Origin of the sequence: Streptococcus azizii, from assembly GCF_001984715.1 — a bacterium.
Taxonomy (GTDB): domain Bacteria; phylum Bacillota; class Bacilli; order Lactobacillales; family Streptococcaceae; genus Streptococcus; species Streptococcus azizii.
This window is the reverse complement of record NZ_MSPR01000015.1, coordinates 1-25,915: the sequence shown is the minus strand read 5'-3', so window position 1 is coordinate 25,915 and position 25,915 is coordinate 1. Positions and strand designations below refer to the sequence as shown.

General features: G+C 41.4%; 22 protein-coding genes, 10 tRNA genes and 1 rRNA gene. 9 read left to right on the top strand and 24 right to left on the bottom strand.

Annotated features, from left to right (window positions below):
- Positions 1 to 31 precede the first annotated feature (31 nt).
- The 4 genes from BVE84_RS07770 to pbp1b all read right to left on the bottom strand — a co-directional run bounded on the left by BVE84_RS07770 (position 32) and on the right by pbp1b (position 10,565).
- On the bottom strand, positions 32 to 385 hold the full coding sequence (locus BVE84_RS07770) for a DUF1033 family protein (protein WP_076996479.1): 354 nt from the start codon (positions 383 to 385) through the stop codon (positions 32 to 34).
- 115 nt (positions 386 to 500) lie between these two features.
- Positions 501 to 4,136, bottom strand: a complete 3,636-nt coding sequence (rpoC, locus tag BVE84_RS07765; protein ID WP_076996478.1) for a DNA-directed RNA polymerase subunit beta' — start codon at positions 4,134 to 4,136, stop codon at positions 501 to 503.
- A gap of 71 nt (positions 4,137 to 4,207) precedes the next feature.
- The gene (gene rpoB, locus BVE84_RS07760; protein ID WP_076996477.1) at positions 4,208 to 7,771 is read right to left on the bottom strand and encodes a DNA-directed RNA polymerase subunit beta; all 3,564 of its coding nucleotides are present in this window, start codon (positions 7,769 to 7,771) and stop codon (positions 4,208 to 4,210) included.
- 424 nt (positions 7,772 to 8,195) lie between these two features.
- The gene (pbp1b, locus tag BVE84_RS07755; RefSeq protein WP_076996476.1) at positions 8,196 to 10,565 is read right to left on the bottom strand and encodes a penicillin-binding protein PBP1B; all 2,370 of its coding nucleotides are present in this window, start codon (positions 10,563 to 10,565) and stop codon (positions 8,196 to 8,198) included.
- 120 nt (positions 10,566 to 10,685) lie between these two features.
- Here pbp1b and tyrS point away from each other — a divergent pair, with 120 nt between their 5' ends.
- Entirely contained in the window at positions 10,686 to 11,945 is a 1,260-nt protein-coding gene (gene tyrS / locus BVE84_RS07750) for a tyrosine--tRNA ligase (protein WP_076996475.1), read from the top strand.
- A gap of 358 nt (positions 11,946 to 12,303) precedes the next feature.
- Here tyrS and BVE84_RS11270 read toward each other — a convergent pair whose 3' ends face one another.
- Complete coding sequence (locus BVE84_RS11270) at positions 12,304 to 12,429, bottom strand: hypothetical protein (protein WP_256765665.1); 126 nt, start codon at positions 12,427 to 12,429, stop codon at positions 12,304 to 12,306.
- Between the two features lie 263 nt (positions 12,430 to 12,692).
- On the opposite strand from BVE84_RS11270, the gene BVE84_RS07745 reads away from it, so the two are divergent.
- Positions 12,693 to 13,091: an HIT family protein gene (locus BVE84_RS07745; RefSeq protein ID WP_076996474.1), complete on the top strand. Its 399-nt coding sequence runs from the start codon at positions 12,693 to 12,695 to the stop codon at positions 13,089 to 13,091.
- 201 nt (positions 13,092 to 13,292) lie between these two features.
- On the opposite strand, the gene BVE84_RS07740 is transcribed toward BVE84_RS07745, so the two are convergent.
- From BVE84_RS07740 to BVE84_RS07710, 7 genes are all read right to left on the bottom strand, one after another.
- Positions 13,293 to 13,499, bottom strand: a complete 207-nt coding sequence (locus BVE84_RS07740) for a heavy-metal-associated domain-containing protein (RefSeq protein WP_076996473.1) — start codon at positions 13,497 to 13,499, stop codon at positions 13,293 to 13,295.
- Positions 13,486 to 13,941 carry a CopY/TcrY family copper transport repressor gene (locus BVE84_RS07735; RefSeq protein WP_076996472.1) on the bottom strand — a complete coding sequence of 152 codons (456 nt, stop codon included), beginning with the start codon at positions 13,939 to 13,941 and terminating at the stop codon, positions 13,486 to 13,488. The genes BVE84_RS07740 and BVE84_RS07735 overlap by 14 nt, the downstream gene beginning before the upstream one ends.
- A gap of 237 nt (positions 13,942 to 14,178) precedes the next feature.
- Positions 14,179 to 15,687: a metal ABC transporter solute-binding protein, Zn/Mn family gene (locus tag BVE84_RS07730; protein WP_076996471.1), complete on the bottom strand. Its 1,509-nt coding sequence runs from the start codon at positions 15,685 to 15,687 to the stop codon at positions 14,179 to 14,181.
- Positions 15,688 to 15,695: 8 nt separating this feature from the next.
- Positions 15,696 to 16,517 (bottom strand): metal ABC transporter permease, encoded by an 822-nt coding sequence (locus BVE84_RS07725; RefSeq protein ID WP_076996470.1) that lies wholly within the window; start codon positions 16,515 to 16,517, stop codon positions 15,696 to 15,698.
- Complete coding sequence (locus BVE84_RS07720; RefSeq protein ID WP_076996469.1) at positions 16,510 to 17,214, bottom strand: metal ABC transporter ATP-binding protein; 705 nt, start codon at positions 17,212 to 17,214, stop codon at positions 16,510 to 16,512. The genes BVE84_RS07725 and BVE84_RS07720 overlap by 8 nt, the downstream gene beginning before the upstream one ends.
- A complete protein-coding gene (locus BVE84_RS07715) occupies positions 17,211 to 17,660 on the bottom strand; it encodes a zinc-dependent MarR family transcriptional regulator (RefSeq protein ID WP_076996468.1) in 450 nt (149 codons plus the stop codon). Before BVE84_RS07715 ends, BVE84_RS07720 begins: the two co-directional genes overlap by 4 nt.
- A gap of 823 nt (positions 17,661 to 18,483) precedes the next feature.
- Positions 18,484 to 18,942 carry a hypothetical protein gene (locus tag BVE84_RS07710; RefSeq protein ID WP_000450049.1) on the bottom strand — a complete coding sequence of 153 codons (459 nt, stop codon included), beginning with the start codon at positions 18,940 to 18,942 and terminating at the stop codon, positions 18,484 to 18,486.
- A gap of 167 nt (positions 18,943 to 19,109) precedes the next feature.
- Here BVE84_RS07710 and BVE84_RS07705 point away from each other — a divergent pair, with 167 nt between their 5' ends.
- The 7 genes from BVE84_RS07705 (at position 19,110) to BVE84_RS07675 (ending at position 23,936) form a co-directional block, all read left to right on the top strand.
- On the top strand, positions 19,110 to 19,391 hold the full coding sequence (locus BVE84_RS07705; protein ID WP_000471938.1) for a hypothetical protein: 282 nt from the start codon (positions 19,110 to 19,112) through the stop codon (positions 19,389 to 19,391).
- A 66-nt stretch (positions 19,392 to 19,457) separates the two neighbouring features.
- Entirely contained in the window at positions 19,458 to 19,883 is a 426-nt protein-coding gene (locus BVE84_RS07700) for a hypothetical protein (RefSeq protein WP_076996467.1), read from the top strand.
- Positions 19,846 to 21,204 (top strand): P-loop NTPase family protein, encoded by a 1,359-nt coding sequence (locus BVE84_RS07695; RefSeq protein WP_076996466.1) that lies wholly within the window; start codon positions 19,846 to 19,848, stop codon positions 21,202 to 21,204. Before BVE84_RS07700 ends, BVE84_RS07695 begins: the two co-directional genes overlap by 38 nt.
- A 98-nt stretch (positions 21,205 to 21,302) precedes the next feature.
- Positions 21,303 to 21,617, top strand: coding sequence for a hypothetical protein (locus BVE84_RS07690; RefSeq protein WP_000772804.1), 315 nt, complete (start codon positions 21,303 to 21,305; stop codon positions 21,615 to 21,617).
- 181 nt (positions 21,618 to 21,798) lie between these two features.
- Positions 21,799 to 22,587, top strand: a complete 789-nt coding sequence (locus BVE84_RS07685; protein ID WP_076996465.1) for a rolling circle replication-associated protein — start codon at positions 21,799 to 21,801, stop codon at positions 22,585 to 22,587.
- Between the two features lie 5 nt (positions 22,588 to 22,592).
- Positions 22,593 to 22,799: a DUF3173 domain-containing protein gene (locus tag BVE84_RS07680; protein ID WP_000633419.1), complete on the top strand. Its 207-nt coding sequence runs from the start codon at positions 22,593 to 22,595 to the stop codon at positions 22,797 to 22,799.
- Positions 22,800 to 22,802: 3 nt separating this feature from the next.
- Positions 22,803 to 23,936, top strand: coding sequence for a tyrosine-type recombinase/integrase (locus BVE84_RS07675; RefSeq protein ID WP_076996464.1), 1,134 nt, complete (start codon positions 22,803 to 22,805; stop codon positions 23,934 to 23,936).
- Here BVE84_RS07675 and BVE84_RS07670 read toward each other — a convergent pair.
- The 12 genes from BVE84_RS07670 to rrf all read right to left on the bottom strand — a co-directional run bounded on the left by BVE84_RS07670 (position 23,933) and on the right by rrf (position 25,904).
- Positions 23,933 to 24,715: a DUF2971 domain-containing protein gene (locus BVE84_RS07670; protein WP_076996463.1), complete on the bottom strand. Its 783-nt coding sequence runs from the start codon at positions 24,713 to 24,715 to the stop codon at positions 23,933 to 23,935. The two genes, BVE84_RS07675 and BVE84_RS07670, sit on opposite strands and share 4 nt — an antisense overlap.
- A gap of 131 nt (positions 24,716 to 24,846) precedes the next feature.
- A tRNA-Leu gene (locus BVE84_RS07665) sits at positions 24,847 to 24,930 on the bottom strand.
- A gap of 13 nt (positions 24,931 to 24,943) precedes the next feature.
- Positions 24,944 to 25,015 (bottom strand) — tRNA-Gln (locus BVE84_RS07660).
- 11 nt (positions 25,016 to 25,026) lie between these two features.
- Positions 25,027 to 25,099, bottom strand: a tRNA-His gene (locus BVE84_RS07655).
- Between the two features lie 10 nt (positions 25,100 to 25,109).
- Positions 25,110 to 25,180 (bottom strand) — tRNA-Trp (locus tag BVE84_RS07650).
- Between the two features lie 7 nt (positions 25,181 to 25,187).
- Positions 25,188 to 25,268 (bottom strand) — tRNA-Tyr (locus tag BVE84_RS07645).
- A 15-nt stretch (positions 25,269 to 25,283) separates the two neighbouring features.
- Positions 25,284 to 25,356 (bottom strand) — tRNA-Phe (locus BVE84_RS07640).
- 15 nt (positions 25,357 to 25,371) lie between these two features.
- A tRNA-Met gene (locus tag BVE84_RS07635) sits at positions 25,372 to 25,445 on the bottom strand.
- 71 nt (positions 25,446 to 25,516) lie between these two features.
- Positions 25,517 to 25,606: transfer RNA gene (locus BVE84_RS07630), tRNA-Ser, on the bottom strand.
- Between the two features lie 5 nt (positions 25,607 to 25,611).
- A tRNA-Glu gene (locus BVE84_RS07625) sits at positions 25,612 to 25,683 on the bottom strand.
- Between the two features lie 26 nt (positions 25,684 to 25,709).
- Positions 25,710 to 25,783, bottom strand: a tRNA-Asn gene (locus BVE84_RS07620).
- A 5-nt stretch (positions 25,784 to 25,788) separates the two neighbouring features.
- Positions 25,789 to 25,904: ribosomal RNA gene (gene rrf / locus BVE84_RS07615) — 5S ribosomal RNA — on the bottom strand.
- Between the last annotated feature and the right edge of the window lie 11 nt (positions 25,905 to 25,915).

The window sequence follows — 25,915 nt, the reverse complement described above, 5'->3', positions numbered from 1 at the left end:
TCTACCGATTGGAAAACCGTTTAACAGTTCATCATGCTTTCTTTTTCATCTTACAAGAACGCGGCCTCTTTCCGGGGGATTTGCGCTGTAATCCTGTTGGTAAATTTTCCTTAGCTTCTAGGAGAATTAAGGAGTGATAATTCTGTAAATATTCATCACATTCATCGCACCAGTAGCGATCCTCTGGGGTCCAGAAAGCAGTCATCACCCCGTCTTTACTTTTTTTCATCGGAAATCGTTCAGATAAATACACCCACTGACGTTGGTAGTCTTGCAGTGCTTCTTCATATTTCTCGTATTCTTTAGAGCTGATGATATGTTCTTCCCAGCTATCCAAGAACCACCATGGCTCAAAATCACCATACATTCTAACGACTTTGTACATCTCTTATACTCCTCTATATCCATCATTATAGCGAATTTTCAGAAAATAAGACACTGTTTGGCTTGTGAAATTTATTCGCAAATAAGCATACCTCTTTTGAGATATGCTTATATCGTTATTCTGTTACCATGTTTTCTGCTAATTCTTCTGCAACAGTATCTTCGATGATTTCGACTTCATTTACAGCCTGAGGCTCAATGTTACGGTAACGTGCCATACCAGTACCAGCTGGAATGATCTTCCCAATGATAACATTTTCTTTCAGACCGAGAAGATTGTCCCGTTTCCCACGAATCGCCGCATCCGTAAGAACACGGGTGGTTTCTTGGAAGGAGGCCGCAGACAAGAAGCTGTTAGTTTCAAGAGAGGCTTTGGTAATCCCCATGAGGACTGGGCGGGCAGTCGCTGGAATACCTCCTGCAATGACCACCTCCGCATTGGCATCTGTAAAGTCTGTAATATCCATGAGAGTTCCCATCAGAAGATCTGTATTTCCTGGGTCCATGACACGGACTTTACGTAGCATTTGACGGACCATAACCTCGATGTGCTTGTCGCCAATTTCTACCCCTTGGCTACGGTACACTTTTTGGACCTCAGAAAGCAGATAGGTTTCCACAGACAGGACATCGCGGACTTCAAGCAGGCGCTTGGGTTGGATCGAACCTTCTGTAAGGGCCGCCCCACGTGCCACTTGGTCTCCCACTTCAACCTTCATACGGGCTGTAAATGGTACCACATATTCACCTTCACCTGTTTGACCTTTGACAAATACCTTCTTGGTACGAGTTGAGGCATCTTCTTCAATGGCTGTCACCTCACCCTTGATCTCTGTAATCACCGCTTCTCCTTTTGGATTGCGGGCTTCAAAGATTTCTTGGACACGAGGCAAACCTTGTGTAATATCTGAGTTAGAGGCTACACCACCTGTGTGGAAGGTACGCATGGTCAACTGAGTACCAGGCTCACCGATAGACTGAGCAGCGATTGTACCAACTGCTTCACCCACTTCAACCGCATCTCCTGTTGCCAAGTTAATTCCGTAACAGTGACGACACACCCCATGACGAGTGTTACATGTAAAGACAGAACGAATGGTCACTTGCTCAACACCAGCATTCACAATTTCACGGGCAATATCCTCTGTAATCAACTCATTAGGACCAATAATAACGGCACCTGTTTCAGGATGTTTAACTGTTTTCTTAGTATAACGACCTTGCAAGCGTTCCTCAAGCGGCTCAATCATTTCCTTGCCGTCAGTAATGGAACGGATGTCTAGACCTCGATCAGTTCCACAGTCGTCCTCACGGATAATCACATCTTGGGCAACATCTACGAGACGACGAGTCAAGTAACCAGAGTCAGCTGTCTTCAAGGCCGTATCCGTCATCCCTTTACGAGCACCGTGAGTGGAGAAGAACATTTCAAGAACCGATAGACCTTCACGGAAGTTTGACAAGATCGGCAATTCCATGATTCGTCCGTTCGGAGCGGACATCAATCCACGCATTCCGGCAAGCTGTGAGAAGTTAGAAATGTTCCCACGAGCTCCGGAGTCCATCATCATAACGATTGGGTTTTTCGGATCTTGTGATTCTGTCAAGCGTTTTTCCAATTTCTCTTTCGCTGAACGCCATTCATCCGTAACAGCAGCATAACGTTCATCATCAGTAATCATACCACGACGGAATTGTTTCTTAATTTGCTCAACGCGTTCGTGTGATTCCTCAATGATTTCTGCCTTGTTATCAATCACTGGAATATCTGCGATTCCCACTGTCAAACCAGCAAGAGTTGAATGGTAGTAACCAAGATCTTTCAAGCGGTCAAGGAGGGCAGAGGTTTCAGTGGTGCGGAAACGTTTGAAGATTTCTGCGATGATATTTCCAAGATTTTTCTTCTTGAATGGAGGATTGATGGAAAGTTTTGCAATCGCCGCTTTAATATCAGATCCTGGCTCCAAGAAATACTTATCTGGTGTACCTTCTGTCAGATTGGCATTTGTCGGTTCTTGTAGATAAGGCAGACCCGCTGGCATAATGGCATTAAACAAAATCTTACCGACAGTGGTCATCATGATCTTGTGTTCTTGTGATTCTTTCCAAGGTTTATCCAGACTGTCTGTTGCAATACCAACACGGGTATGCAGGTGGACATAACCATTGCGGTAGGCCATAACGGCTTCGTCCATATCCTTGAAAACCATCCCCTCGCCCTCACGACCGGCATCTTCCATAGTCAAGTAGTAGTTCCCCAAGACCATATCCTGAGAGGGGGTTACAACCGGTTTTCCATCTTTCGGATTGAGGATATGCTCAGCAGCCAGCATGAGGATGCGAGCTTCTGCCTGTGCCTCTTCCGATAAAGGCACGTGAATGGCCATTTGGTCCCCGTCAAAGTCCGCATTGTAGGCCTCACAGACCAGTGGATGCAGGCGAAGCGCCTTACCATCTATCAAGACCGGTTCAAAAGCCTGAATACCAAGTCGGTGAAGGGTCGGTGCGCGGTTTAGAAGTACTGGGTGTTCTTTAATCACTTCTTCAAGAATATCCCAAATACGGTCATCGCCACGTTCAATCAAGCGTTTCGCTGCCTTTACATTCCCGACAATCTCACGGGCAACGATTTCACGCATGACAAACGGTTTGAAGAGTTCAATCGCCATTTCACGCGGAACACCACATTGGTACATTTTCAGAGTTGGACCAACAGCAATAACGGAACGACCTGAGAAATCGACGCGCTTTCCAAGCAGATTTTGACGGAAGCGCCCCTGTTTTCCTTTCAGCATGTGGCTGAGAGATTTGAGCGGTCGGCTACCTGGTCCTGTAATCGGACGACCACGACGGCCATTATCAATCAGGGCATCTACTGCTTCTTGGAGCATCCGTTTTTCATTTTGCACAATGATCCCCGGCGCATTCAGCTCCAACAAGCGTGCTAAACGGTTGTTCCGGTTAATGACACGGCGATACAGCTCATTCAAGTCAGAAGCTGCAAACCGTCCACCATCCAGTTGGACCATCGGACGCAAATCTGGCGGAATGACTGGCAAGATGTTCAAAATCATCCACTCAGGTTTGTTCCCTGATTTATAAAAGGCATCTAATACGTCCAAACGGCGAACCGCCTTAATCCGTTTTTGACCAGAAGCTGTTTTCAATTCTTCTTTCAGGGCTGCAATTTCAGTCGGTAAATCTACTTGCTTGAGTAGGTCTTGAACTGCTTCTGCCCCCATTTTCGCAACGAACGAACCGTGGCCATATTCCCGTAATTTTTCACGATATTCACGCTCGGTCATAATTGATTTATGCTCGAGCGGTGTATCTTTAGGATCGATAACCACGTAGGCTGCAAAATAAATGACCTCTTCAAGTGCACGTGGACTCATATCAAGAGTCAGACCCATACGGCTTGGGATACCTTTAAAATACCAAATATGAGAAATTGGCGCTTTTAACTCGATGTGACCCATGCGCTCACGACGGACTTTGGCACGAGTAACCTCTACACCACAACGGTCACAAACGATCCCCTTATAACGAATGCGTTTGTACTTTCCACAGGAACATTCCCAGTCTTTTGTCGGACCAAAGATGACTTCATCAAAGAGTCCGTCACGCTCGGGTTTGAGCGTACGATAGTTGATTGTTTCAGGTTTTTTAACTTCACCGTAAGACCATGAGCGGACCTTGTTGGGAGAAGCTAAAGTGATTTGCATACTTTTAAATCGATTTACGTCAACCACTAATAATCCCTTTCTTCATTTCTAACAAGAGGAGCAGCTAGAAACAGGTGTGTGCCTGTTCCTACCTATCCTTATTCTTCTGATTCCGCAGCGAACGCAGCTGCAGCATCCGCCGCGGCCTTTGCACGCGCTTTTTCCAAGTCATCTACGTGGATGATATCATCATCTTCCCCTTCATCAAGGTCACGAAGTTCTACTTCTTGATCATCCTCATCAAGGACACGCATGTCAAGACCTAGTGATTGTAACTCTTTCACCAAGACACGGAATGACTCTGGTACACCTGGCTTTGGAATTGGTTTCCCTTTGGTAATCGCCTCATAAGCCTTCAAACGACCATTAACATCATCTGACTTGTAGGTCAAGATTTCTTGAAGGACATTTGATGCACCGTAGGCTTCCAGCGCCCAAACCTCCATCTCACCAAAACGTTGTCCTCCAAACTGAGCCTTCCCTCCGAGAGGTTGTTGAGTAACCAGTGAGTAAGGACCGACCGAACGGGCATGCAATTTATCGTCTACCATGTGGTGGAGTTTAATCATATACATAACCCCGACAGATACACGGTTATCAAACGGCTCACCGGTGCGACCGTCATAGAGAATCGTTTTGGCATCACTATCCATACCTGCTTCCTTAACCGTTGACCAGAGGTCTTCTGAACTCGCTCCGTCAAAGACTGGTGTTGCAATATGAATACCCAAATTGCGGGCTGCCATTCCAAGGTGAAGTTCCATAACCTGTCCGATATTCATACGAGACGGTACCCCGAGTGGATTCAACATGATATCAACTGGCGTCCCATCTGGGAGGTATGGCATATCCTCAACTGGTACGATACGAGAGACAACCCCTTTATTTCCATGGCGTCCCGCCATCTTGTCTCCGACCTTGATCTTCCGTTTTTGAGCGATGTAGACGCGAACCAGCATATTGACACCAGATTGCAATTCATCGCCATTAGCACGGGTAAAGATTTTCACATCACGAACGACACCGTCAGCACCGTGAGGCACACGAAGTGATGTATCGCGGACTTCACGAGACTTATCACCAAAAATAGCGTGGAGGAGACGTTCTTCTGCAGACAGGTCTTTCTCTCCTTTCGGAGTAACCTTACCGACAAGAATGTCGCCTTCTTTTACCTCAGCACCAACACGAATAATTCCCATTTCATCCAAGTCTTTAAGAGCATCTTCACCAACGTTTGGAATTTCACGGGTAATTTCTTCAGGTCCCAACTTGGTATCGCGCGTTTCTGACTCATACTCTTCCAAGTGAACAGAGGTATAGACATCGTCTTTCACCAGACGCTCACTCATGATAACTGCGTCCTCGAAATTATATCCTTCCCACGTCATATAGGCAACGATTGGGTTTTGTCCAAGCGCCATTTCCCCATTTTCCATAGAAGGACCATCTGCGATAAAGTCGCCTTTTTCGACAACATCCCCCACCTTAACAAGAGTACGTTGGTTATAAGCTGTACCTGAGTTTGAACGGCGGAATTTTTGAATATGGTAAACATCAAGTGAGCCATCCTCACGACGTACTTCTACCTTTTCTGCATCTGCGTAGATTACTTTTCCATTATGCTGAGCAATCACCGCCGCTCCCGAATCATGGGCCGCTTGATATTCCATACCAGTTCCCACATAAGGGGCTTTAGGATCAATCAACGGCACAGCCTGGCGCTGCATGTTGGCACCCATAAGGGCACGGTTGGAGTCATCGTTTTCAAGGAAAGGAATACATGCTGTCGCAACGGCCACTACCTGCTTAGGTGATACATCCATGAAATCAGCAGAATCTGCTGGAAATTCCTGGTTATTCCCTTGATGACGTCCCATGACAATCTTGTCTACAAAGCGATTGTTTTCATCAAGTGGAGAGGTAGACTGTGCTACGATATACGCATCTTCTTCGTCCGCAGTCAGCCAGACGATCTCATTTGTAACGGTACCTGTACTGCGGTCAATCTTACGGTAAGGTGTTTGAATGAAGCCATACTTGTTCAAATGTCCATAAGAAGATAGGTTGTTAATCAACCCAATGTTTGGCCCTTCAGGTGTTTCAATCGGACACATACGACCATAGTGAGTGTAGTGCACGTCACGAACTTCATAACCAGCACGGTCACGTGTCAAACCACCAGGTCCTAAGGCTGACAAACGACGTTTGTGAGACAATTCAGAAAGTGGGTTGTGCTGATCCATGAACTGAGACAACTGGGATGAACCAAAGAACTCTTTAATCGCGGCAGTTACAGGACGAATATTGATAATCTGTTGCGGAGTGAGAACTTCATTATCTTGCACACTCATGCGCTCACGGAGATTGCGCTCCATACGTGTCAAACCAATCCGTACTTGGTTAGATAGTAGTTCCCCTACAGCACGAATCCGACGATTTCCCAGATGGTCAATATCATCAACGCGACCGAGACCTTCAGCAAGATTGAGGAAGTAGCTCATTTCAGCCAAGATGTCTGCTGGTGTAATCGTCCGAACATTCTCTGCTGGATTCGCATTCCCAATCACTGTCACAATACGATCTGGATCAGTCGGTGCTACGATCTTAAATTTTTGGAGTAGGACTGGTTCTACTACAACCGCTGCATCATTCGGGATGTATTCAACCACGTTTAAGTCATCAAACTGTTCTTCAATAGACTCCAGCACATCCCGATTCAAGACAGTCCCTGCTTCAAGGACAATCTCCCCTGTTTCAGCATTGATAACATGTTCTGCCAAGGTTTGGTTGAGCAAGCGCGTACGGAGGTTCAATTTTTTATTAACCTTATAACGACCGACAGGCGCCAAGTCATAACGGCGTGGGTCAAAGAAACGTGCAGTTAACAAGCTGCGTGAACTTTCTGCCGTCTTAGGCTCCCCTGGACGAAGGCGTTCGTAAATCTCTTTTAGGGCTTCATCCGTACGTGAATCTGCTGGGTTTTTATGAATATCCTTTTCAATGGTGTTGCGCACCAATTCGCTATCCCCAAAGATGTCAAAGATTTCATCATCACCTGAGAACCCAAGTGCACGAACAAGGGTGGTAAATGGAATCTTACGGGTCCGATCAATCCGTGTATAGGCAATATCTTTTGAGTCGGTTTCAAGCTCTAGCCAGGCTCCACGATTTGGGATAACGGTTGACCCATAGCCAACCTTTCCGTTTTTGTCAACCTTATCATTGAAGTAGACACCTGGTGAGCGCACGAGCTGGCTCACGATAATCCGCTCACCACCATTGATGATAAAGGTCCCCATTTCAGTCATGATTGGAAACTCACCAAAAAATACTTCTTGTGTCTTAATTTCACCTGTTTCTTTGTTAATTAAGCGGAAGGTGACAAAGATGGGAGCTGAATAACTCGCATCATGAATACGCGCTTCTTCTAAAGTATACTTTGGTTCCTTCAATTCATAACCAACAAATTCCAATTCCATCGTATCTGTAAAGTTGGATACTGGGAGCACATCTTCAAAGACTTCTTTAAGACCATGATCCAAGAATTCTTTGAATGAATCGGTTTGAATTTCAATCAAATTTGGTAAATCAAGAACCTCCTTGATTCTTGAAAAACTACGACGGGTACGGTGCTTGCCGTACTGAACTTCATGTCCTGCCAAGTTTTTAGCTCCTTCTTTTTTCTCTAAGTCTAGCTAACGAGACCGTCCATTGTCGTTTTGTCTGAATTTTTAGAATCTTTAAGATTTGATGACAATCCTCAAAAAATACCAAAAATAAGCACAAAAAGAGCAGCTAAATCTTCCTTAACCAAGTATGATTTAACTGCTGTAAGCCTTGCTTGGACAATATTTCAAACAAGACACACGACAAATAATATAGGTATATTATACATTATTTCTCTTTATTTTGCAAGCCTCGCCCTCTTCCCTCCACGCCGTAGGCCCCTAACCAAAGATAGCTCCCCTTCAAAAGGGTCTTATGCTAACACTAACTTAGGAATGATGTTGATAGTGTCAGGAGACGGTGGAAGGTAATCGTCATTTCACTGCATCAATCATTCTCGCTCTCCATTCCTCTCTGCCACTAACGATTAGAGGCACTGCTTGAAGATGGCTTTGTTGTAGGGGCCGATGAGCTTGTACTTGATGAAGACTTTGGTTCGGGTGTAGGAGCAGGAGGAAGCAAGGTAGCCCAGGCCTTGGCATAATCACTATCTGTTCCACCGATCATAAAGCGATAACTTATGGCTGGTGCCCCATTCTTAGCCCAATAACTCGTTGTCACCCCACCTCCTAGCGTAATGGCTGTATCGTTGACCTGAACAGTACCAGCTCGCGTTCCAGTAGAAGCCAGGACACTTGAAGCAATGACGCTATCATCCAACTGGAAGTGACCCTCGAAAAGATCTGGTCTCACTTCATAGAGGGCACTCGTCAAATAGGCTACATAGGCCGCATTATTGTTATACCCTGTTAAAAAGTCCATACCAGTATTATCATCATGTCCAGCCCAGGTTCCCATGGTAATCTGGGGAGTAGCCAACATGAGCCATACATCGGCTGTATCATTACTGGTTCCTGTCTTTCCAACCAAATCACTAGCTGCTGCTTGGGGGTTCATTGCTGCTAAGCGCCCTGAAAAAGTAGAGGTCGCTCCTGAAGCTAAGACCCCTCTCAACAACATCATCATGATGCTTGATGTTGCCTTTGAATAAACTTGTACGGGCTTTGCCTCGTGTTGATAAATCACTGTCCCATCATGGGCTGTGATTTTCTCCACGATATAATTCTCATTATAAACACCTCCGTTAGCAAGGGTCTGGTAGGCGTTTGTATTGGCTGCAACCGTCGTCTCAATCCCGCCCCCTAACGGGAGACTTTCAATGTCATACAGGTCAATATCGTAATTCATCTTATCCATGTAGGACTTGACATCCACACCTGCATTTCTCAACATCTTGTAGGTCCAAAAAGCCGGGATATTGGCAGATACATCCAAGGCCCCCTGCAAGGTCATCATCCCTGTCCCCCTGCTATCGCCGTGCATAATAGAGGTTCCATCAGAAAAAGTCGTTGGATAGTTGGACAGGATACTCGCAGAACCGAGTAGCCCTTGATCAATGGCGACCCCGTAAGCTAAGAAGGGCTTGACGGTAGACCCTGGAGACCGCTTGGTACTAAGGGCGTGATTATTCTGATTGGAACTATAGTCTCGGCCACCCACAAATCCTAAAATCGCACCTGTTCGGTTATCCAGAAGAACACTTCCTGTTTCAACCAGACCACCCCCACTATCTAGCACCTCGCCATAATTTGCCACAACAGACTGCATGGTGCTATAGATATCTTTATGGACTGTGCTAGTAATGGTATAGCCTCCCTGGCTAATATTCTGCTTCGCTAACTCCTTGTAGGCTTTGACCGTCTCATCATTTTTCAAATCCTGCGCAGACACCTTGTCTCTCTTAATCAAATGATGGTACATGATACTTTCTGCTTCTGACAAGACCGCATAATACAAGTAATCTTTACTATCCTTTAAAATAGGAGCCGGTGCAATAAAATCCTTCTTGATATCGTAGGCGAGATAGGTCTCGTAATCCTCCTTGGTAAGATAGCCAGAACGGTACATGTTATACAAGACATCTTTTGAACGCTCAATCCCGTAAGATAGCCCCTCTTCAGATTTAAGCCCACCACTCGCTGTATAAGGTGAATAAACGATAGGGCTTTGAGGTAAGCCTGCGACAAAAGCTGCTTGGGGGACCGTTAAATCGTTAGCTGATTTTCCAAAAATTCCACGTGCCGCTTCCTCGATTCCAGCAATATTGCGTCCTTGATGATTGCGCCCAAAGGGAGAGACATTCAAATAAGTCGTTAAAATCTCTTCCTTACTCATCGCACGCTCAAGGGCGAGAGCAGAGATGATTTCATTTGCTTTTCGACTAAAGGTAGGTGCATCTCCCACAATCTGCTGCTTAATCAACTGCTGGGTCAAGGTCGAGCCTCCACTTGATGAACCGACACCAACCGAACCGAGCGCCGCACGTATAACTGCTTTCGGAACGACGCCATTATGACTTTCAAACGTCGCATCTTCTGTCGCAATGACCGCCTGCTTGACATTGTCAGAAATTGCATCACTCCCTACTGGAGACCGCAATAGATCCGAACTAATTTCTGAAACAAGGCTACCATCTGCATAGACAACTTTAGACATGCGACTAATATCGGTCACTTGCTTTACTAATTCCGTAGCATTCGGTACAGTTACACTATCAAAAAGGCTGGCAACATAGCCCAAGCCAAGACCTGCTCCTAATACCCCCAACAAAAAAATGACAATAGCTCCAAAGTCTACTAGTAGTTTTAAGGTCCTCAGAACAATACCAGTTATATCACTGGTTGTGAGGGAGATGATTTCTTTCGTTTTCTTAGGTAATTTAGTCGTCATAGATAACTCCTCATCTCCTTATTTTATCATATTTTTTATGTTTTGACGAAAATTTCCTGCACGATTTCCCCCAAAATATGGTACAATGGAAGCTGATGAACAACTTAAAGGAGAAGAGACATGCACATTTTTGATGAGCTAAAAGAACGTGGTTTAATCTTTCAAACTACAGATGAAGATGCTTTGCGAAAAGCCTTAGAAGAAGGGCAAGTCTCTTATTATTCAGGCTACGATCCAACTGCTGATAGCCTGCACTTAGGGCATCTAGTACCAATCCTCGTCTGCCGCCACTTACAGCTAGCCGGCCATAAGCCCTATCCACTCGTGGGAGGTGCAACTGGCTTGATTGGAGATCCGTCCTTCAAAGATGCAGAGCGTAGTCTTCAAACAAAAGAAACTGTTGATGGCTGGGTCGAGAAAATCCAAGGTCAGTTATCTCGTTTCCTCGATTTTGAAAATGGCGACAACAAGGCTGTTATGACCAATAACTACGATTGGTTCAGCAAGATTAGTTTTATTGATTTCCTGCGCGATGTTGGAAAATACTTTACCGTCAACTACATGATGAGTAAAGAGTCTGTAAAAAAGCGGATTGAAACAGGGATTTCTTATACCGAGTTCGCCTACCAAATTATGCAGGGATATGATTTCTTCGAACTCAATCGCTTACATGATGTCACCTTGCAGATCGGTGGTAGTGACCAATGGGGCAATATGACGGCTGGTACAGAATTACTCCGTCGTAAAGCAGATAGAACTGGTCACGTGGTGACTGTTCCACTCATCACTGATTCAACTGGAAAAAAATTCGGCAAATCTGAAGGCAATGCTGTTTGGCTTGATGCTAACAAGACATCTCCGTATGAGATGTACCAATTCTGGATGAACGTTATGGATGCTGACGCCATTCGTTTCTTAAAGATTTTCACCTTCCTGCCACTCGATGAAATCGAAGAAATTTGCCAGCGATTCGAGCTAGCACCACATGAACGCCTAGCACAAAAAATTCTTGCCCGAGAGGTCGTTACTCTCGTCCACGGTGAAACAGCTTATCAAGAGGCACTCAACATCACTGAGCAACTTTTTGCAGGGGCTATCAAAAATCTTTCTGTCAGTGAACTGAAACAAGGACTTCGTGGCGTACCAAATTACATGGTAACGGCAGATGATAACCTCAACATCATTGAACTTCTGGTCACCGCAGGGGTGGTCACCTCAAAGCGCCAAGCCCGTGAAGATGTCCAAAACGGAGCCATCTACATCAATGGAGACCGCATCCAGGACCTTGACTACATACTAACGGAAGCAGATAAACTCGAAAATGAATTGACCGTTATCCGCCGCGGGAAGAAAAAATACTTTGTACTGACATTTAACTAACATTAAAACAGCTAAGATGTGAGGACGTTAAAAGGTCTGTGTAAAACTCAAAGTGTCCCCATAGGGTATCCGTAAGTGAATATCGTTCACAACAGCTACAGCAACATAGGAAAGTTGTCGAGTGAAAAGTTGACCAAGTAGCCTTTTGATTTTTAAAAAGTAGTAGATGTCAGAACGCTAATCACATCTAGAAAACTTAAAAGCGAACAAGATACCATTTCTGAACAACAGAAACTAGACCTTGTTCGCTTTTGCATTTCTAAACTGATGCTCCGACAGTCTATTCCCAGACTGTTTGACACAAGGCTACTCATTTTAGAAACTAAGAGGTGTAAAGAATAAGAAAAATCGAATTCATTTACTGTTCTATTTCTTTTTCCTTTGAATGTTTATTTTTTGCTTTTACAACTAACTGGGCTGCTACAACACAAGAAATAACCGGTAAAACTTTTAAAAATAGATCAAAACAGTATTCTAACATCATTGTTCTCCAATACTGACAAACTTAAAAATAAAACGAAGTGATAACTGACTGATAGCTTGATTGAATCAAAAACTCCTTTCTAATAAACCATCTTGAATGCTCTTACATCTTTATGATAAGGCATTATTAAAAAAATCAAGTCTGTTTTTTACTTATATTTATGTTATACTAGAATGGTTGGTACTTCTAAATAGGCCAATTATTTTTATACCCATTTTTTGTTTCAGGCGACAAGCCCCTCCTACCAAAGAAAGGATAAGGCCATGCACTGTATCTTTTGTCATGATATTTTAGAAGAAAACATCCTCTATCAGACCGAATATTTCAAGCTAGTCTGGGATATTGACCCCATTCAAACAGGACACCTGTTAATCATCAGCAAGGAGCATTTCACCAGCCTTTCTGAACTACCTCTACCTGTCCTTCATGAACTGGCAGAGGTAGAGCAGACAATCACAAGGCTCTTAGAACAGACTCTGCCAATTGACGGCGTCACCCTCGCAAGAAACGACAAGGATTTGATGGACAAGGGAACGCATTTCCACTCCCACCTCATTCCAAGGAAAAAAGACGATTGTTTTTGGGAGCAGATTGTCATTAGTCAACACCCTCTACCGCTTGAAGCCTTTCTCAAACACTTGAAACATACTAATACCCTTTAAAAATCAAAAGTAGACTAGGAAACAAAGACGAAGGTAGAACTGGCGTTCACCGAGACTCTTGACAACGTATCCTTTTGATTTTTAAGAGTATAAGACATGACCAAGAATAAAAGCTATAGAACCAACCAATCATATGTGTTGCTCTATAGCTTTTTGTATTGCACAAACCCATACACCGATAGACGGTTGACGAAGCGATATTTAAAGAGTCTCAACCGCCTCGTACACAGTATCTGAAAGGCTGGCTTGGTAGTCTTCCAAAGAATAGTTGACACTGGTTTTAACACTTGCCACTTGTCGATCTAAATCAATGGTCACATCTACTACACCTGGCATGGTCTTAAAACGCTCAGTTACGTGCTTGATACAATTTTGGCAGGATAGATTGCTAAGTTTAATCGTCTGCATACTGATTTCTCCCTTCATGATGATGACAGGTACACTGACCTGCCAAACAATGACATTGTAAATGTTGAGGTGCCGTTAGTAGCTGATAATCTATTTGATGGCGCAATTTTTCTAAATCAGAATACGAAAAACTCCCCATTTCCAATAATTGCCCGACTACTTCCCCATGCTTAGTGGAACATATAGTATCCAGCAACATTTGAAGTTGCTGTTGCAGATGCTCCTTTTCAGCTACCAATGGATAGTAGTGGTACTGCCCCTCCTCCTTTTTCATCTCCAAATAGGCTTTTTTCCGCAAACGTCCTAAAAGTGTTTTGATTGTGGTAGCCTGCCAATCAAAACCTTCTTGCAAGCTAGCAATAATCTGGCTAGATGTATGCCCTGGATAGGCCCAAATCACCCGCATCACTTGCCATTCCGCAGCCGACATTATCTGCCCCATGACAGCACCTCCTTTCGTCTACAGTTTACAGTTGTAGCCGTTATTTGTCAACTATTTCTACTCGACAGTCTGTAGTGCATCTCACCACTCCCTCACACTCTACGTCACTCTCTTCAAACAAAGGCATGAGGAGGCGGAGAAAATATAAAGAAAAATTAGAGAAGATTGACTATAGATTATCATATTTATACTCAATAAAAAAGGTCGGAACCCAAGTCCCAACCTCGATACACGGTATCAATGCGCCAACATTTCTTGACCAATTTCAAGGCCAGTTAAGCCATCTGGGTAGTATGTTGGCCAATTCTCTAACTCACTGAATAACTTCTCTTGACTCTCGCCACCAAAGAAGAGGTGGAAATGTCCCGTTTTCGTTGGGGCAATATTGTGGTCACTAAACTGCACATACTTGAAACGTCCCGCATCGGCATCTGTTGCTTCAAATAGGAAACGCACCCCTCGATTTCCCTTCTTATAAGTCAAGACTTGATAACCCATATATTTGTAGGTGTGTTTTTCTGCTTGACCCTTACTCACAAATTCTATAGTATCATTGCTAATACGAATCTGCTCCACATCGGTCTTGTAACCTTTGTCATAGTAAGCCTTATATTCCTCAGCCGTCATTTGACCGCTCAATTTAGCTTTATAATCAAAGACCTGATCCAATGTTCCATCTAGCAAATAAGGGTAGACTGACTGCCATTTTCCTGCATAATCAGATAGAGTCCGGTCTTTAACTGCGCTATCCTCAAAATAACCAGCATAGACTGTCTTTTCTGTCCCTTCTCCTTCCTCCGGGAGAATGTCCGGTCCAGCTTGACTCGTTGTTTTTTCCAAGGCTTTCAAATTATCTTCCATCACTGAAATATAATCCGCTCCGTTATTTATCGCTTCCTCCGTCAAACTTTCTAACGGATTCAAGACAGCCAACTCTACACCCGTCTCCTTTGACAAGGTCTCCGCTACTGCTTTTGAAGCATTTTCTTCAAAGTAGATATACTGAATCCCATATTGCTTGATATACTTGGTCAATGCTGCCAGACGAGAAGGGGTTGGTTCTTGATCAGCAGATACCCCTGTAATCGATACCTGCTTCAGGCCATAATCCAAGGCTAGATAAGAAAAAGCACTATGCTGGGTCACAAAGTATTTTTGCTTAGCAACCGATAAACTTGCCTGATAGCTCGCATGTAAGGCTTGTAATTTTGTCAGATAAGTTGTTGCATTCTTCTCAAATACTGCTTTCTTCTCCGGATACTTAGCTACCAAGCCATCGCGAATCCTTTCTACCAATGAGATAGCACGCTCTGGTGAGAGCCACACATGGGGATCATAGGCGTGATGATGCCCTTCTTCTCCCTCTTCATGTTCTTCCTCTTCTTCACCACCTGGTAAGAGTAACATCCCTTCTGTCGCCTTGATAACCTGGATTTTCTTGCTATCAACAGATTTCAACACGTCTGGTACCCAAGTTTCCATATTTTCATTTTCATATACAAAAACGTCAGCTCCTTGAATTTCTGCAATATTTTTAGCCGACGGTTCAAAGTCATGAGGCTCGGTTCCTGCTTTCACAAGAAGAGAAACATCTGCTTCTTCCCCTACCACTTGCTTTGTAAACTCATAGACGGGATAGAAGGTCGTCACTATCTGAATATCCTTCTTTTTTGATTCCGTCTGCAACCCACATGCTACTAGCAAAAGGACACTGAGTCCCATTAGACATGCTACTACTTTTTTCATAGCTTCTCCTATCTTTTCAATCTATGGACAACATTCATCAGCAGAAAGATACTGATAAAAATCAACGTAATACTTGCACTAGCTGGCGTCTCTGCATAATAAGACAGGAACAGTCCGGAAAGCATTCCGACAAACCCAATCACCATGCCAAGCCCAATCACCATTTTGAAACTATTTCCTAAGCGAAGCGCGATTGAGGCAGGTAAAACCATAATCGTTGATACCAATAAAGCACCCGCGGCTGGAATCATGAGCGCAATCGCTACCCCTGTCACCATATTAAAAGCAAGGGACATCGCTCGAACAGGCAGACCGTCCACAAAGGCTGTATCCTCATCAAAGGTTAAAATATACATGGGGCGTAAAAAGAACACGGTCAAGACTAGTACAACTGTTGCAATCGCAAAAAGAGCCATCACCTGTTCTTGACTAATCGTTACAATTGAGCCAAATAGGTATTGTTCTAGGCTTAAACTACTCTTTCCACCCGAACGACTCATGACAATCAAAGATACCGCTAAACCTGTAGACATGAGGATGGCTGTCCCGATTTCCATAAAACTCTTATACAAGGTCCGTAAATATTCCAAAAAAATTGCTGCAACTATAACCACTATGAGGGTCGAAATGGTCGGCGACATCCCAACAACAAGTCCTAGAGCCACACCTGCTAACGACACGTGACTGAGCGTATCACTCATCAAACTCTGACGTCGTAAAATGAGGAAAATCCCCAATATCGGAGAAAATAGACTCATAGCAATAATCGCTAGAAATGCTCGTTGCATAAACTCATAATGAAAAATCGAAACATCAACTATGCTAGGCATGTGTCACCTCCTCATCCTTGTCATGCACATTGAAGCAGTGCCAAGGAGATGTTTGGTCGCGTACCAAATAAATATTACGATCTGCATAGTCACGTAACTCATCCGCATCATGTGTAATCATCAAAATAGACTTTCCATGTTTTTTTGCACTGTGGTGCATCAATTCATAAAAGGCAACCTTCGTTCCACTATCCATCCCTGTTGTCGGCTCATCCAAGATAAAAATATCAGGATCTGAGGCAAACATCCGAGCAATCACAACTCGCTGTTTCTGCCCTCCACTCAAAGCTCCCAGTCGTTTATCCTTATGCTCCCACATCCCAACAGACTCCAAACTTGTCCGAATATGTTCCTCATCATGACTTGTCAATCTCCGAAACCAGCCCTGACGCGGGTAGCGTCCAGATTTTACAAACTCATAGACTGTACTAGGAAAGCCAGCATTAAAACTGGCAATCTGCTGGGGCAAATAAGCCATTCTCAGCTTTTTCCCACTAATACTGGTTTCTGAGATAAGCACCTTCCCCTCCTTAGGCTTTAGGATACCTAATGTCGCCTTAATCAAGGTAGTCTTTGCTGCACCATTTTCGCCTGTCAAAGTCACAAATTCACCACTATCCAAATGGTAGTGAATATGTTCCAAAACAGGCTCCTGATCATATACAAACGATAGATCCTCTACTGTAATATATCTCATGCTTCTTTCCGAATCTTCTTTACCAAATCTGTCAAAAAATGACTAATCATCACTTGTTCCTCTTCTGAATATTGACCCACCAACTCCTGATAAGAGGCCAGAGTATGCGCATGGTGATGAGCGTGTTCCTCAGCAATCGGCTTTGCCAAATCAGTCAAACTATATCGAACAATCCGAGCATCACGACTATCCCGAACCGCCACCAATAAATCTTGAGCAATCAAGGTCTTAATTGCCTTGGTAATCGCAGCCTGACTCACATTTAATTGCTTTGCAATCTCTTTATTTGTAAAGGCATTATTTTCAATTAGCATCAAAATATGTTCCTGAGTATTGGTCAGACGCATCTCACTCTGACAAGCTCCTACTAAGATTTCTAATTGATTCTCCGAATTCAAGATGATTTCATGCAAAGTCTGTTCAATTTGATGAGCTAATGGTTGCATCCACTTTACCAATCCTTAATCATTTAATTAACCAGTTAATCTTATCATAAAAATCTTCCCTTGTCAAATTGATATCTCAACTGGAGATTTTCAGCCTGTTCATTTGAAAGTAGGATGGAACTTATTGAGCAGAGTCTCACGTCATTGAACAAGCCCTAAACTCTGTGTGAAAAAAGATAGGCAGCTGTTTTGGCTTTAGCCAATTACAGATGAGAATCCCTTCAGAAAATAGGTAGCTGCTTCGGCTTTAGCCGATTACAGATAAGAATCCCTTTGGGATTGAAACAGTTCGGTGAACTGTTTCAACTGGTCACCTAGAAATACGAAAATGACCACAGAAGCCCGAGCTTAAAAACGAAGATAGGACATTGTTCCTTCATATTCAAGGGAACTATTGAGAAAAGGCGTGACTTTTCTTATTTCCAACTTGAAATAGTTATCAACTATTTCAACTACCTTCGCCTTCGTTTCCTAATCTACTGTTGATGTTCATAGAGTATTCGTTTACCGAATGTCAATTCTGTCAGCCTCTACCTTGACTCGTCCAATCTTGATTTTCATTGAGGAAGAACTGAAAAACTATGAGGCAAAATGAACTATGGAATACACAAAAAGAACGCTGATTACTCAACGTTCTCTTACTATAAACTATACCGGCGGCCGGGGTCGAACCGGCACGTCCTTGCGGACACTGGATTTTGAGTTTGGTTCTTGAGGTTTTATAAGAATAAAAACCAGTCAAATCAGCATTATTAGAAATTCTCTCTATCGTAAAAACTGTGGATTTTTTTATTTTTAGTAACTTTTTAGTATTCATGACTTATTAACTATATTTAAATACTGTTCTCTTTTCTTCGAAAAATACTTTACATTTTTTTACTTCTTCATCATAAGCTGAAAACAATTCTTCCACTTCCCAATCACTATAATTATAATTCGATTTATTGCTAAGATTTGCAATCAAATTCATAAGTGAAAAAATTTTTTCTACCCTTGCAGTCGATAATTTCTTAAAAGATACTTCTTTATCATTACTTGTATCAACCACAGAATAATGAAAAGAGTTTTTAAGATTGACTGTTTTTATTGTAATGGGGCTAGTGAAAAACTCTTTTATTTCTTCACCTTTTTGTTCCAACGCTCCAAATAGCTCTTCAATGTCTGATTTTGAAAAAGTGTATTTTGATTTGTCACTTTGATTTCTCAATATGTTTAAAATTGAAAAAACCTTCGTCATTCGAGCTTCTGATAATCTTCTAAATTTTTCATTTCTAGTTTCCATAGCTTCTCCTAACATTATCGGACCATTATTATGTATTAAATTTTATCACATGGAGAGATTTTTTTCAAATATTGCATTCCGTTGTTGACTTTTATGTTTTTTTTATAGTATAATACTGAATATAGAGGAATATCCTCTAAATATAATATCTGAAAAGGAGTGTTCTTATGTTTAAAGAACTTGTCAAATTTATCTATTCCTCATCAGAGGGACAACTTAAAGCTTTGCAATCCAAGGCTAATGCACTAACAGGAGAGGTTACTATTTCCGATGATGTGAGTGATATTGCAGATGCCTGGAAAAAACGTCTCGGCCTTAAAACCGTCCAGACTGCATTAGCTCGGAAACTGGCATATGCCTCTGCTCGTCACCATTACAAAGATGGTAAGACCATGTTGGAAGATATCTCAGCTGGTAAGACACGACGTCATGCTAATAGCTATATCTAGCACTAATGGGAGGTTCACTCCTCCCATTAGTTGTATTATTTAGCGAAATAAAAGGAAAGTAGTGATATGACTATTATTGGCTTTACTTCTAATCCTAGTGCTCTTCTTTTACAATTAACAGAAACATCAGTTATTGCTAAGCAAATTGTTTTGCCTAGAGCCAGTCCATATTTTCAAATTCTTGATAACAAACAATTTGACTTCGGGTGGGAAAACAATATCTTAGTTATTTGTGACCACACTACTTCAAATAATGAGTTTGAACTATTATTCCCTTCAATGCTACCACACGCAACAACGGGAAATTTTTTCATATTACTTTCTATACTTGATAAACAAGATGGTGTAATCATTGCAGGAACTCTAGGATTAAAGGACTACGCAACGGTTCGTAAAAATTTGAGAGTTAGGAGAAACAACAAGTATCTGCCAATCATTTGGAAAGAGGGGACTAATGAAGCTGATAAAATTGAAGAAAATAGTTCAAATTGAACGGAAACCGTTTTTTATAACTCGTCAAAAACTTAAATTATTTAGGATAGTTTTTAATATTATATTTGTTCTAATGTTGTTTTACTACTGGTCCGCAATTCCTCTACTTCTGCCACGTTTAATTGTAGTAATTTTCCTTTTAGGGAGTATATTTCTTACTAATAAGGCATTTATCGCAATTAAGAAGAGAATAGGTAAAACTTTATTTATCCGTGAACGCCTTTGGTATATTCTTGAAAGTTTGAAGTTATATGATTCTGACGGGGATAGAATTCTAAATACTGCTATACTAACTTTCGATATCTCTAACGATAATGCAGTAACTATCTCTGCTCCACTTTTTGGAGACAAATGGACAAAACGTTTAAAGAATTTGGAGGATAATTTGGTAGCAGGTCTTGGACTTCCTTTACTTTCCAAAAAAGAACTACCTAATTGTGTTATTTATCAACTTGGGCACATTGAAGAAATTGAACAGTATGTTTTCAATAATAATTTAACAAGAAAATTTTTCCAAAGTATTTCTAGTCCAGTTATTAAACTGTCAAATACCCAACAATTCAGCCTAAAATCGAATACTAATATCGGTGTTTACGGGCGTACAGGCACAGGAAAGACAATAGCCTTACAATGGTTTTTATTCAATGCACTTGCAAAGGGGTGCGGTACTGATGATAGCACCTATCTAGGTATCGTAGATGGTAAAGGAGCTGACTTATATTCCCTTGGTAAACTTCTTCAAGAAGAGTTAGGTGAGCAAATAGCAATAGGCTCTTCGCCCCAAATGTTAGCAAAATTATCAAGAGAATTTGTAGATATTATGAATGCAAGGTTTGAAGTTATCAAACAGAATAGTTCATTAAATGCCGATGCCTACGATTTAGAAATGACCCCAAACTTTCTGTTTGTTGATGAATTAGCTTCCATTCGTGATAGTTGTGGCTCTAGTAAACAAGGAAAAGAGCTATGGAATGAAATTCTGCAAAATCTAGGACTAATTGCACGTAAAGGACGACAAGCGGGCTGTCATTTACTCCTGTCCACACAAGACCCTAATGCTGAGAATATCCCAGTTGAACTGAGAAATCAAATTTCAGCAGTTTTATACCTCGGTAATCCAGGGGCTGACCGCTTGAAAATGGCTTTCTCTATGTGTGATTTGGAGAACGTGCCTACTGTATCTGATAGAAAAGGTGAAGCACTCTTTCATGCTGATGGTCTAAATTCGATTGAACCAGTACTGACAATCGTTCCATTCGTTGATGTTAAAACTAAACAGGATTTTTTGCAGATAGTTAGGAAAATTCTACCAAACTACTAATGACGGTCTTTTTTCTCTGTTGGAATAGGCAGTCTTTCCAATAGAGAAAAAGAGCAAACCGACTGCTTTGGCAGGAGGTAAAAAGAAAGGAAACTATTATGAAACTCAATGATTTTTTAAAACCTGAACTCCTAGGTAACCGCTTCTTTGCCGTAAAAGGCTATACAGAAGTATTAGATAGAGAAACTAATAAGCCTACTGCATTTCGTCTAAATGTGTCAATTCAAGATGAAAATAGTGATTTCTTCATGGAGATGATACAGGTTAAAGTAAATACTCTGACACCCACTTTAACAGTTCAAGAAATGGTAAATAATAAAACTTGTCCTGTGATACTAAAAGATTTGAATGTCGGTCAGTTCAACGGAAATCTCTGGTTTTCTTGTTCAGACATTTTACCCGTCGCAAAATAACCATACTTCTTATCATACACCTAAGCAAAACTGCCGACAAGCAGTCGGCAAGCTGGAAGCGTGTTTAGCGGAGCGGTGCTTAGGATCACATGATAGAAGTAGGGAGGAGCTTTGCTCCTCCTAGTTTATTTATTATATAGACAGTCTTTTGGCGAAAACTATAATAAAGGTGCGTTTTTTTATGAGTAATTATAATAAAAAAATTATTCGCACCGCTTCCTATATTGAAATTTGGGAATATGAAAAGCCAATATTTTCAAAAGGAAAATCAACTATAGATACTAATGCTGAAAACAAGGAAAAATCAAAACGCAGAACATTTGATGAACTAACACCAGAAGAACAAGAACAACGTCTTGAACGCATGAAAAAAACTCGCTTAGAAGCAAAGTGGAACTTACTCCGTCTAGTCGATTGTAACTTTGATGATACGACTTCTTTTCTTACCTTAACCACTAAAGAAAATATCAGCGAGAGAAACGAATTCAAAGACTTACTCAAAACATTTATCAAACGCTTTAACTATCACATATTTAAAACTAAAAAAAGCCAATTAAGATATATTGCAGTATTAGAAAAGCAAAAACGTGGAGCATGGCATGCTCATATTCTACTTTTCAGCGTTCCCTATATTCCACATAGGCAACTATTAGAGCTTTGGGGACACGGAGCAGTACGGATAAATAAAGTTGATGTCGATAGCAAAGAAAACCGCGGTCGATATGTTACCAAATATTTTGAAAAAGGTATCGGACAAGAGCTGTTGGAAAACTTTAGTAAACAAGCCTATTTATCATCACGCAATTTGAAAAAGCCTGATGAAGATAAGTTCTATAGCTACGAAACTTTTGACTATAACAGCTCAACCGTCCTATATGAAACGGAATACACCAGCAAAGTCTATAAAGACGGTCAGTATTTCGATAATCACGTTACCTACAAAAAGATAAAGTTAGATACAAAGGAGTAAGTCACATGATAACAACTATAAATAAGAATGACCTCATTGCCCTTGGTTTCTCTGAGGGAACTTCTAAACGAATTATCAGACAGGGAAAAGAACTACTAATTGCAAGAGGTTTTAGAGTGTACCAAAATAAGCGAATTGGAACTATCCCTGCTTCTATCGCTACTGAATTACTTGGTTTTGATGTCCAAAATAGCTCTCTTTCTAGGGGGTAATATATGGCAATTAGAAAAGATAAAGACGGTGGATGGATAGTTGATATTAGTAATGGTTTTGACCCAATAACACTAAAACAACGTAGAGTAGTTAGAAAGGGCTACAAGACCAAAAAAGAAGCTACCGAAGCAGAACACTACCTAAGAAGTGTAGAGCTGAAAGAACGCTTCTATGGCGCTAAAATAACTGTTTCTATGCTCTATGAACTACTAAAAGAAGAAGACAATATAAATCATCGAAAAGTAAGCTATATCAACACACAAGAAAATAACTACAATAAACACATTAAAGATTATTTTTCAAAAGTTGATAATGTCGGAAAATTAACCTATGAAGACATTTACCAGTTTAGAGAACACCTTAGGAAAAAAGTAGCCCAAAATTCTGACAACCTATTAAGCTCAAATACTATCAATAAAATCATGATTTTGCTTAAAAAGATTTTTGACATCGGCTTGCGAAAAGGCTATTACTCAACAAATCCTGTAAAACTACTAAAAAAATTACCAATTGAAAAAACTAAAATGCAGTTTTGGACAGTAAAAGAATTTCAGCAGTTTTTAACACTATTTGAACCAGAAGAATACAATATCAAATTGCTCTTTACTGTTCTATTCTTTACGGGATTAAGACTTGGAGAAGCACTCGCACTAACATGGCAAGACATCGACTTCTCAAGCAATACAATTCATATCACAAAATCTGTCTATGTCAATAAAGGGATAAGTCATATCAACACAACTAAGACTAAAGCAGGAACAAGAAGAATTGTTCTCAATAAAAAATTAAGCCAAGAACTACAAGATTGGCAACAGCAACAAAAACATCTATTAGAGCATTTTACTAGCGATAACTTGACTCTACAAGTGTTTCAAAGTAGTCCTATCACAATTACAAAAAATGCCATAGAAAAGCAGTATAAGAAAATCCTTGAACGTGATAACACACTTAAAATGATACGCATACACGATTTTAGACACTCACACGCTTCTCTATTGATAAATCAGGGGGAAGATTATTTAGTTGTGAAAGAAAGGCTAGGACACGCTTCTATAACAACTACAATTGATACCTATTCTCACTTGTATCCAAGCAAGCAAAAAGATTTAGCTGATAAATTAGATGACCTAATTTAAGGCTTTATATTTACAGAACTATCAAATAAAGGAATATGAAATTTATTATCCTCTAAAAATTTTGATACTTTCAACTTATCTTCAGCAGAGCATCTTTTACCAAAAGTAATTGTCATATTATTGAATATAGTCGGATTTAAATCTAAATCAAAGTATTCTTTAGGTTTAACAGAATTAAAACTATTAAATATTTCAGTCAAATCTCCTTTATTTGCACTCATTGATTCCAAAACTAAATCTATTGGTAATGGAAAAATTTGAAAAGAAAATCTTTGCTCATTTTGAAAACTCCACTCAGTTGTCTTATAGATACCATTTGAAGCTAAATTAATAGTTGTGAATTTATCATCTGAAGAAACTACTTGAGGAGTAATCAATGAAACATCATCAGTATACCGTATTTGTTCCAAAGATGGCACATATTTATTATTTGTAACTAATAAGCCTGATTTTACAGGATGTAATGCATTTACCATATCAATTGGTTCAGAAGATTCAGATAAAGAAAATTTTTCCGTTAAAAAGACATCAGTTTCTTTGTCAAAACTAATTCCTATACACACTCCTGTCATATTATCAGAATACATTGTCCATTGTGGAATACTATTAGGAGTATCAGTCCAACAAGACACATACTTAAATCCACCTAGATTACCAAAGTCTGAAGTTGAAGGTTCTAATGGGTCGTCAACATAAAGTAAACTTTTGAATCTCAATGTTTTATAATTTAATATCAGAAGTAATGTTTCAACTGTTGTATAATGATAAAGTGTCTTCATATAATGGTTCCTCCTCTTGCTTATATAACATATTATACTACAAAACATTAAGTAATTTTTAGTAACTCAACTTCAAATTTTATCACCTCAAAACAAAAAGACAAGGCTTATAAACCTTGTCTTTATTACTATACCGGCGGCCGGGGTCGAACCGGCACGTCCTTGCGGACACTGGATTTTGAGTCCAGCGCGTCTGCCAATTCCGCCACGCCGGCTAGTATACTATAACTGGGGTAGCTGGATTCGAACCAACGCATGAGGGAGTCAAAGTCCCTTGCCTTACCGCTTGGCTATACCCCAATAATAAAATAGGCGAGTGATGGGAATCGAACCCACGAATGTCAGAGCCACAATCTGATGTGTTAACCACTTCACCACACCCGCCATAGTTAAACACGGGCAGTAGGAATTGAACCCACACTGAAGGTTTTGGAGACCTTAGTTCTACCTTTAAACTATGCCCGTAAAGATATGGAAGGGGAGGGATTCGAACCCCCGAACCCGAAGGAGCGGATTTACAGTCCGCCGCGTTTAGCCTCTTCGCTACCCTTCCGAATTATTCAATAAATGGCGCGAGACGGAATCGAACCGCCGACACATGGAGCTTCAATCCATTGCTCTACCAACTGAGCTACCGAGCCATATCCACAATCAAATTGCGGGAGCAGGATTTGAACCTACGACCTTCGGGTTATGAGCCCGACGAGCTACCTAGCTGCTCCATCCCGCGTCAATAGTATAAAGTATATCCAGGCTAACTTCCTAGTCGTCATACAAACCGATTAGCACCTTCATCACTTAAGGAGGATGTGGGATTCGAACCCACGCACGCTTTTACACGCCTGACGGTTTTCAAGACCGTTCCCTTCAGCCGGACTTGGGTAATCCTCCAATTATAGTCCGTACGGGATTCGAACCCGTGTTACCGCCGTGAAAAGGCGGTGTCTTAACCCCTTGACCAACGGACCATAAATAAACTAAAGATTTCTCTTTACTCCGCCAGTAGGACTCGAACCTACGACATCATGATTAACAGTCATGCGCTACTACCAACTGAGCTATGGCGGATTCTGGCTAAGCAACTACCTTATCTCACAGGGGGCAACCCCCAACTACTTCCGGCGTTCTAGGGCTTAACTGCTGTGTTCGGCATGGGTACAGGTGTATCTCCTAGGCTATCGTCACTTAACTGTAGTGGTT

Bases quoted from the DNA above. Each gene is read 5' to 3' on its own strand.
- BVE84_RS07770 (WP_076996479.1), bottom strand. From the start codon at position 385: ATGTACAAAGTCGTTAGAATGTATGGTGATTTTGAGCCATGGTGGTTC.
- pbp1b (WP_076996476.1), bottom strand. From the start codon at position 10,565: ATGACGACTAAATTACCTAAGAAAACGAAAGAAATCATCTCCCTCACA.
- tyrS (WP_076996475.1), top strand. From the start codon at position 10,686: ATGCACATTTTTGATGAGCTAAAAGAACGTGGTTTAATCTTTCAAACT.
- BVE84_RS11270 (WP_256765665.1), bottom strand. From the start codon at position 12,429: ATGATGTTAGAATACTGTTTTGATCTATTTTTAAAAGTTTTACCGGTT.
- BVE84_RS07745 (WP_076996474.1), top strand. From the start codon at position 12,693: ATGCACTGTATCTTTTGTCATGATATTTTAGAAGAAAACATCCTCTAT.
- BVE84_RS07740 (WP_076996473.1), bottom strand. From the start codon at position 13,499: ATGCAGACGATTAAACTTAGCAATCTATCCTGCCAAAATTGTATCAAG.
- BVE84_RS07735 (WP_076996472.1), bottom strand. From the start codon at position 13,941: ATGGGGCAGATAATGTCGGCTGCGGAATGGCAAGTGATGCGGGTGATT.
- BVE84_RS07730 (WP_076996471.1), bottom strand. From the start codon at position 15,687: ATGAAAAAAGTAGTAGCATGTCTAATGGGACTCAGTGTCCTTTTGCTA.
- BVE84_RS07725 (WP_076996470.1), bottom strand. From the start codon at position 16,517: ATGCCTAGCATAGTTGATGTTTCGATTTTTCATTATGAGTTTATGCAA.
- BVE84_RS07720 (WP_076996469.1), bottom strand. From the start codon at position 17,214: ATGAGATATATTACAGTAGAGGATCTATCGTTTGTATATGATCAGGAG.
- BVE84_RS07715 (WP_076996468.1), bottom strand. From the start codon at position 17,660: ATGCAACCATTAGCTCATCAAATTGAACAGACTTTGCATGAAATCATC.
- BVE84_RS07710 (WP_000450049.1), bottom strand. From the start codon at position 18,942: ATGGAAACTAGAAATGAAAAATTTAGAAGATTATCAGAAGCTCGAATG.
- BVE84_RS07705 (WP_000471938.1), top strand. From the start codon at position 19,110: ATGTTTAAAGAACTTGTCAAATTTATCTATTCCTCATCAGAGGGACAA.
- BVE84_RS07700 (WP_076996467.1), top strand. From the start codon at position 19,458: ATGACTATTATTGGCTTTACTTCTAATCCTAGTGCTCTTCTTTTACAA.
- BVE84_RS07695 (WP_076996466.1), top strand. From the start codon at position 19,846: ATGAAGCTGATAAAATTGAAGAAAATAGTTCAAATTGAACGGAAACCG.
- BVE84_RS07690 (WP_000772804.1), top strand. From the start codon at position 21,303: ATGAAACTCAATGATTTTTTAAAACCTGAACTCCTAGGTAACCGCTTC.
- BVE84_RS07685 (WP_076996465.1), top strand. From the start codon at position 21,799: ATGAGTAATTATAATAAAAAAATTATTCGCACCGCTTCCTATATTGAA.
- BVE84_RS07680 (WP_000633419.1), top strand. From the start codon at position 22,593: ATGATAACAACTATAAATAAGAATGACCTCATTGCCCTTGGTTTCTCT.
- BVE84_RS07675 (WP_076996464.1), top strand. From the start codon at position 22,803: ATGGCAATTAGAAAAGATAAAGACGGTGGATGGATAGTTGATATTAGT.
- BVE84_RS07670 (WP_076996463.1), bottom strand. From the start codon at position 24,715: ATGAAGACACTTTATCATTATACAACAGTTGAAACATTACTTCTGATA.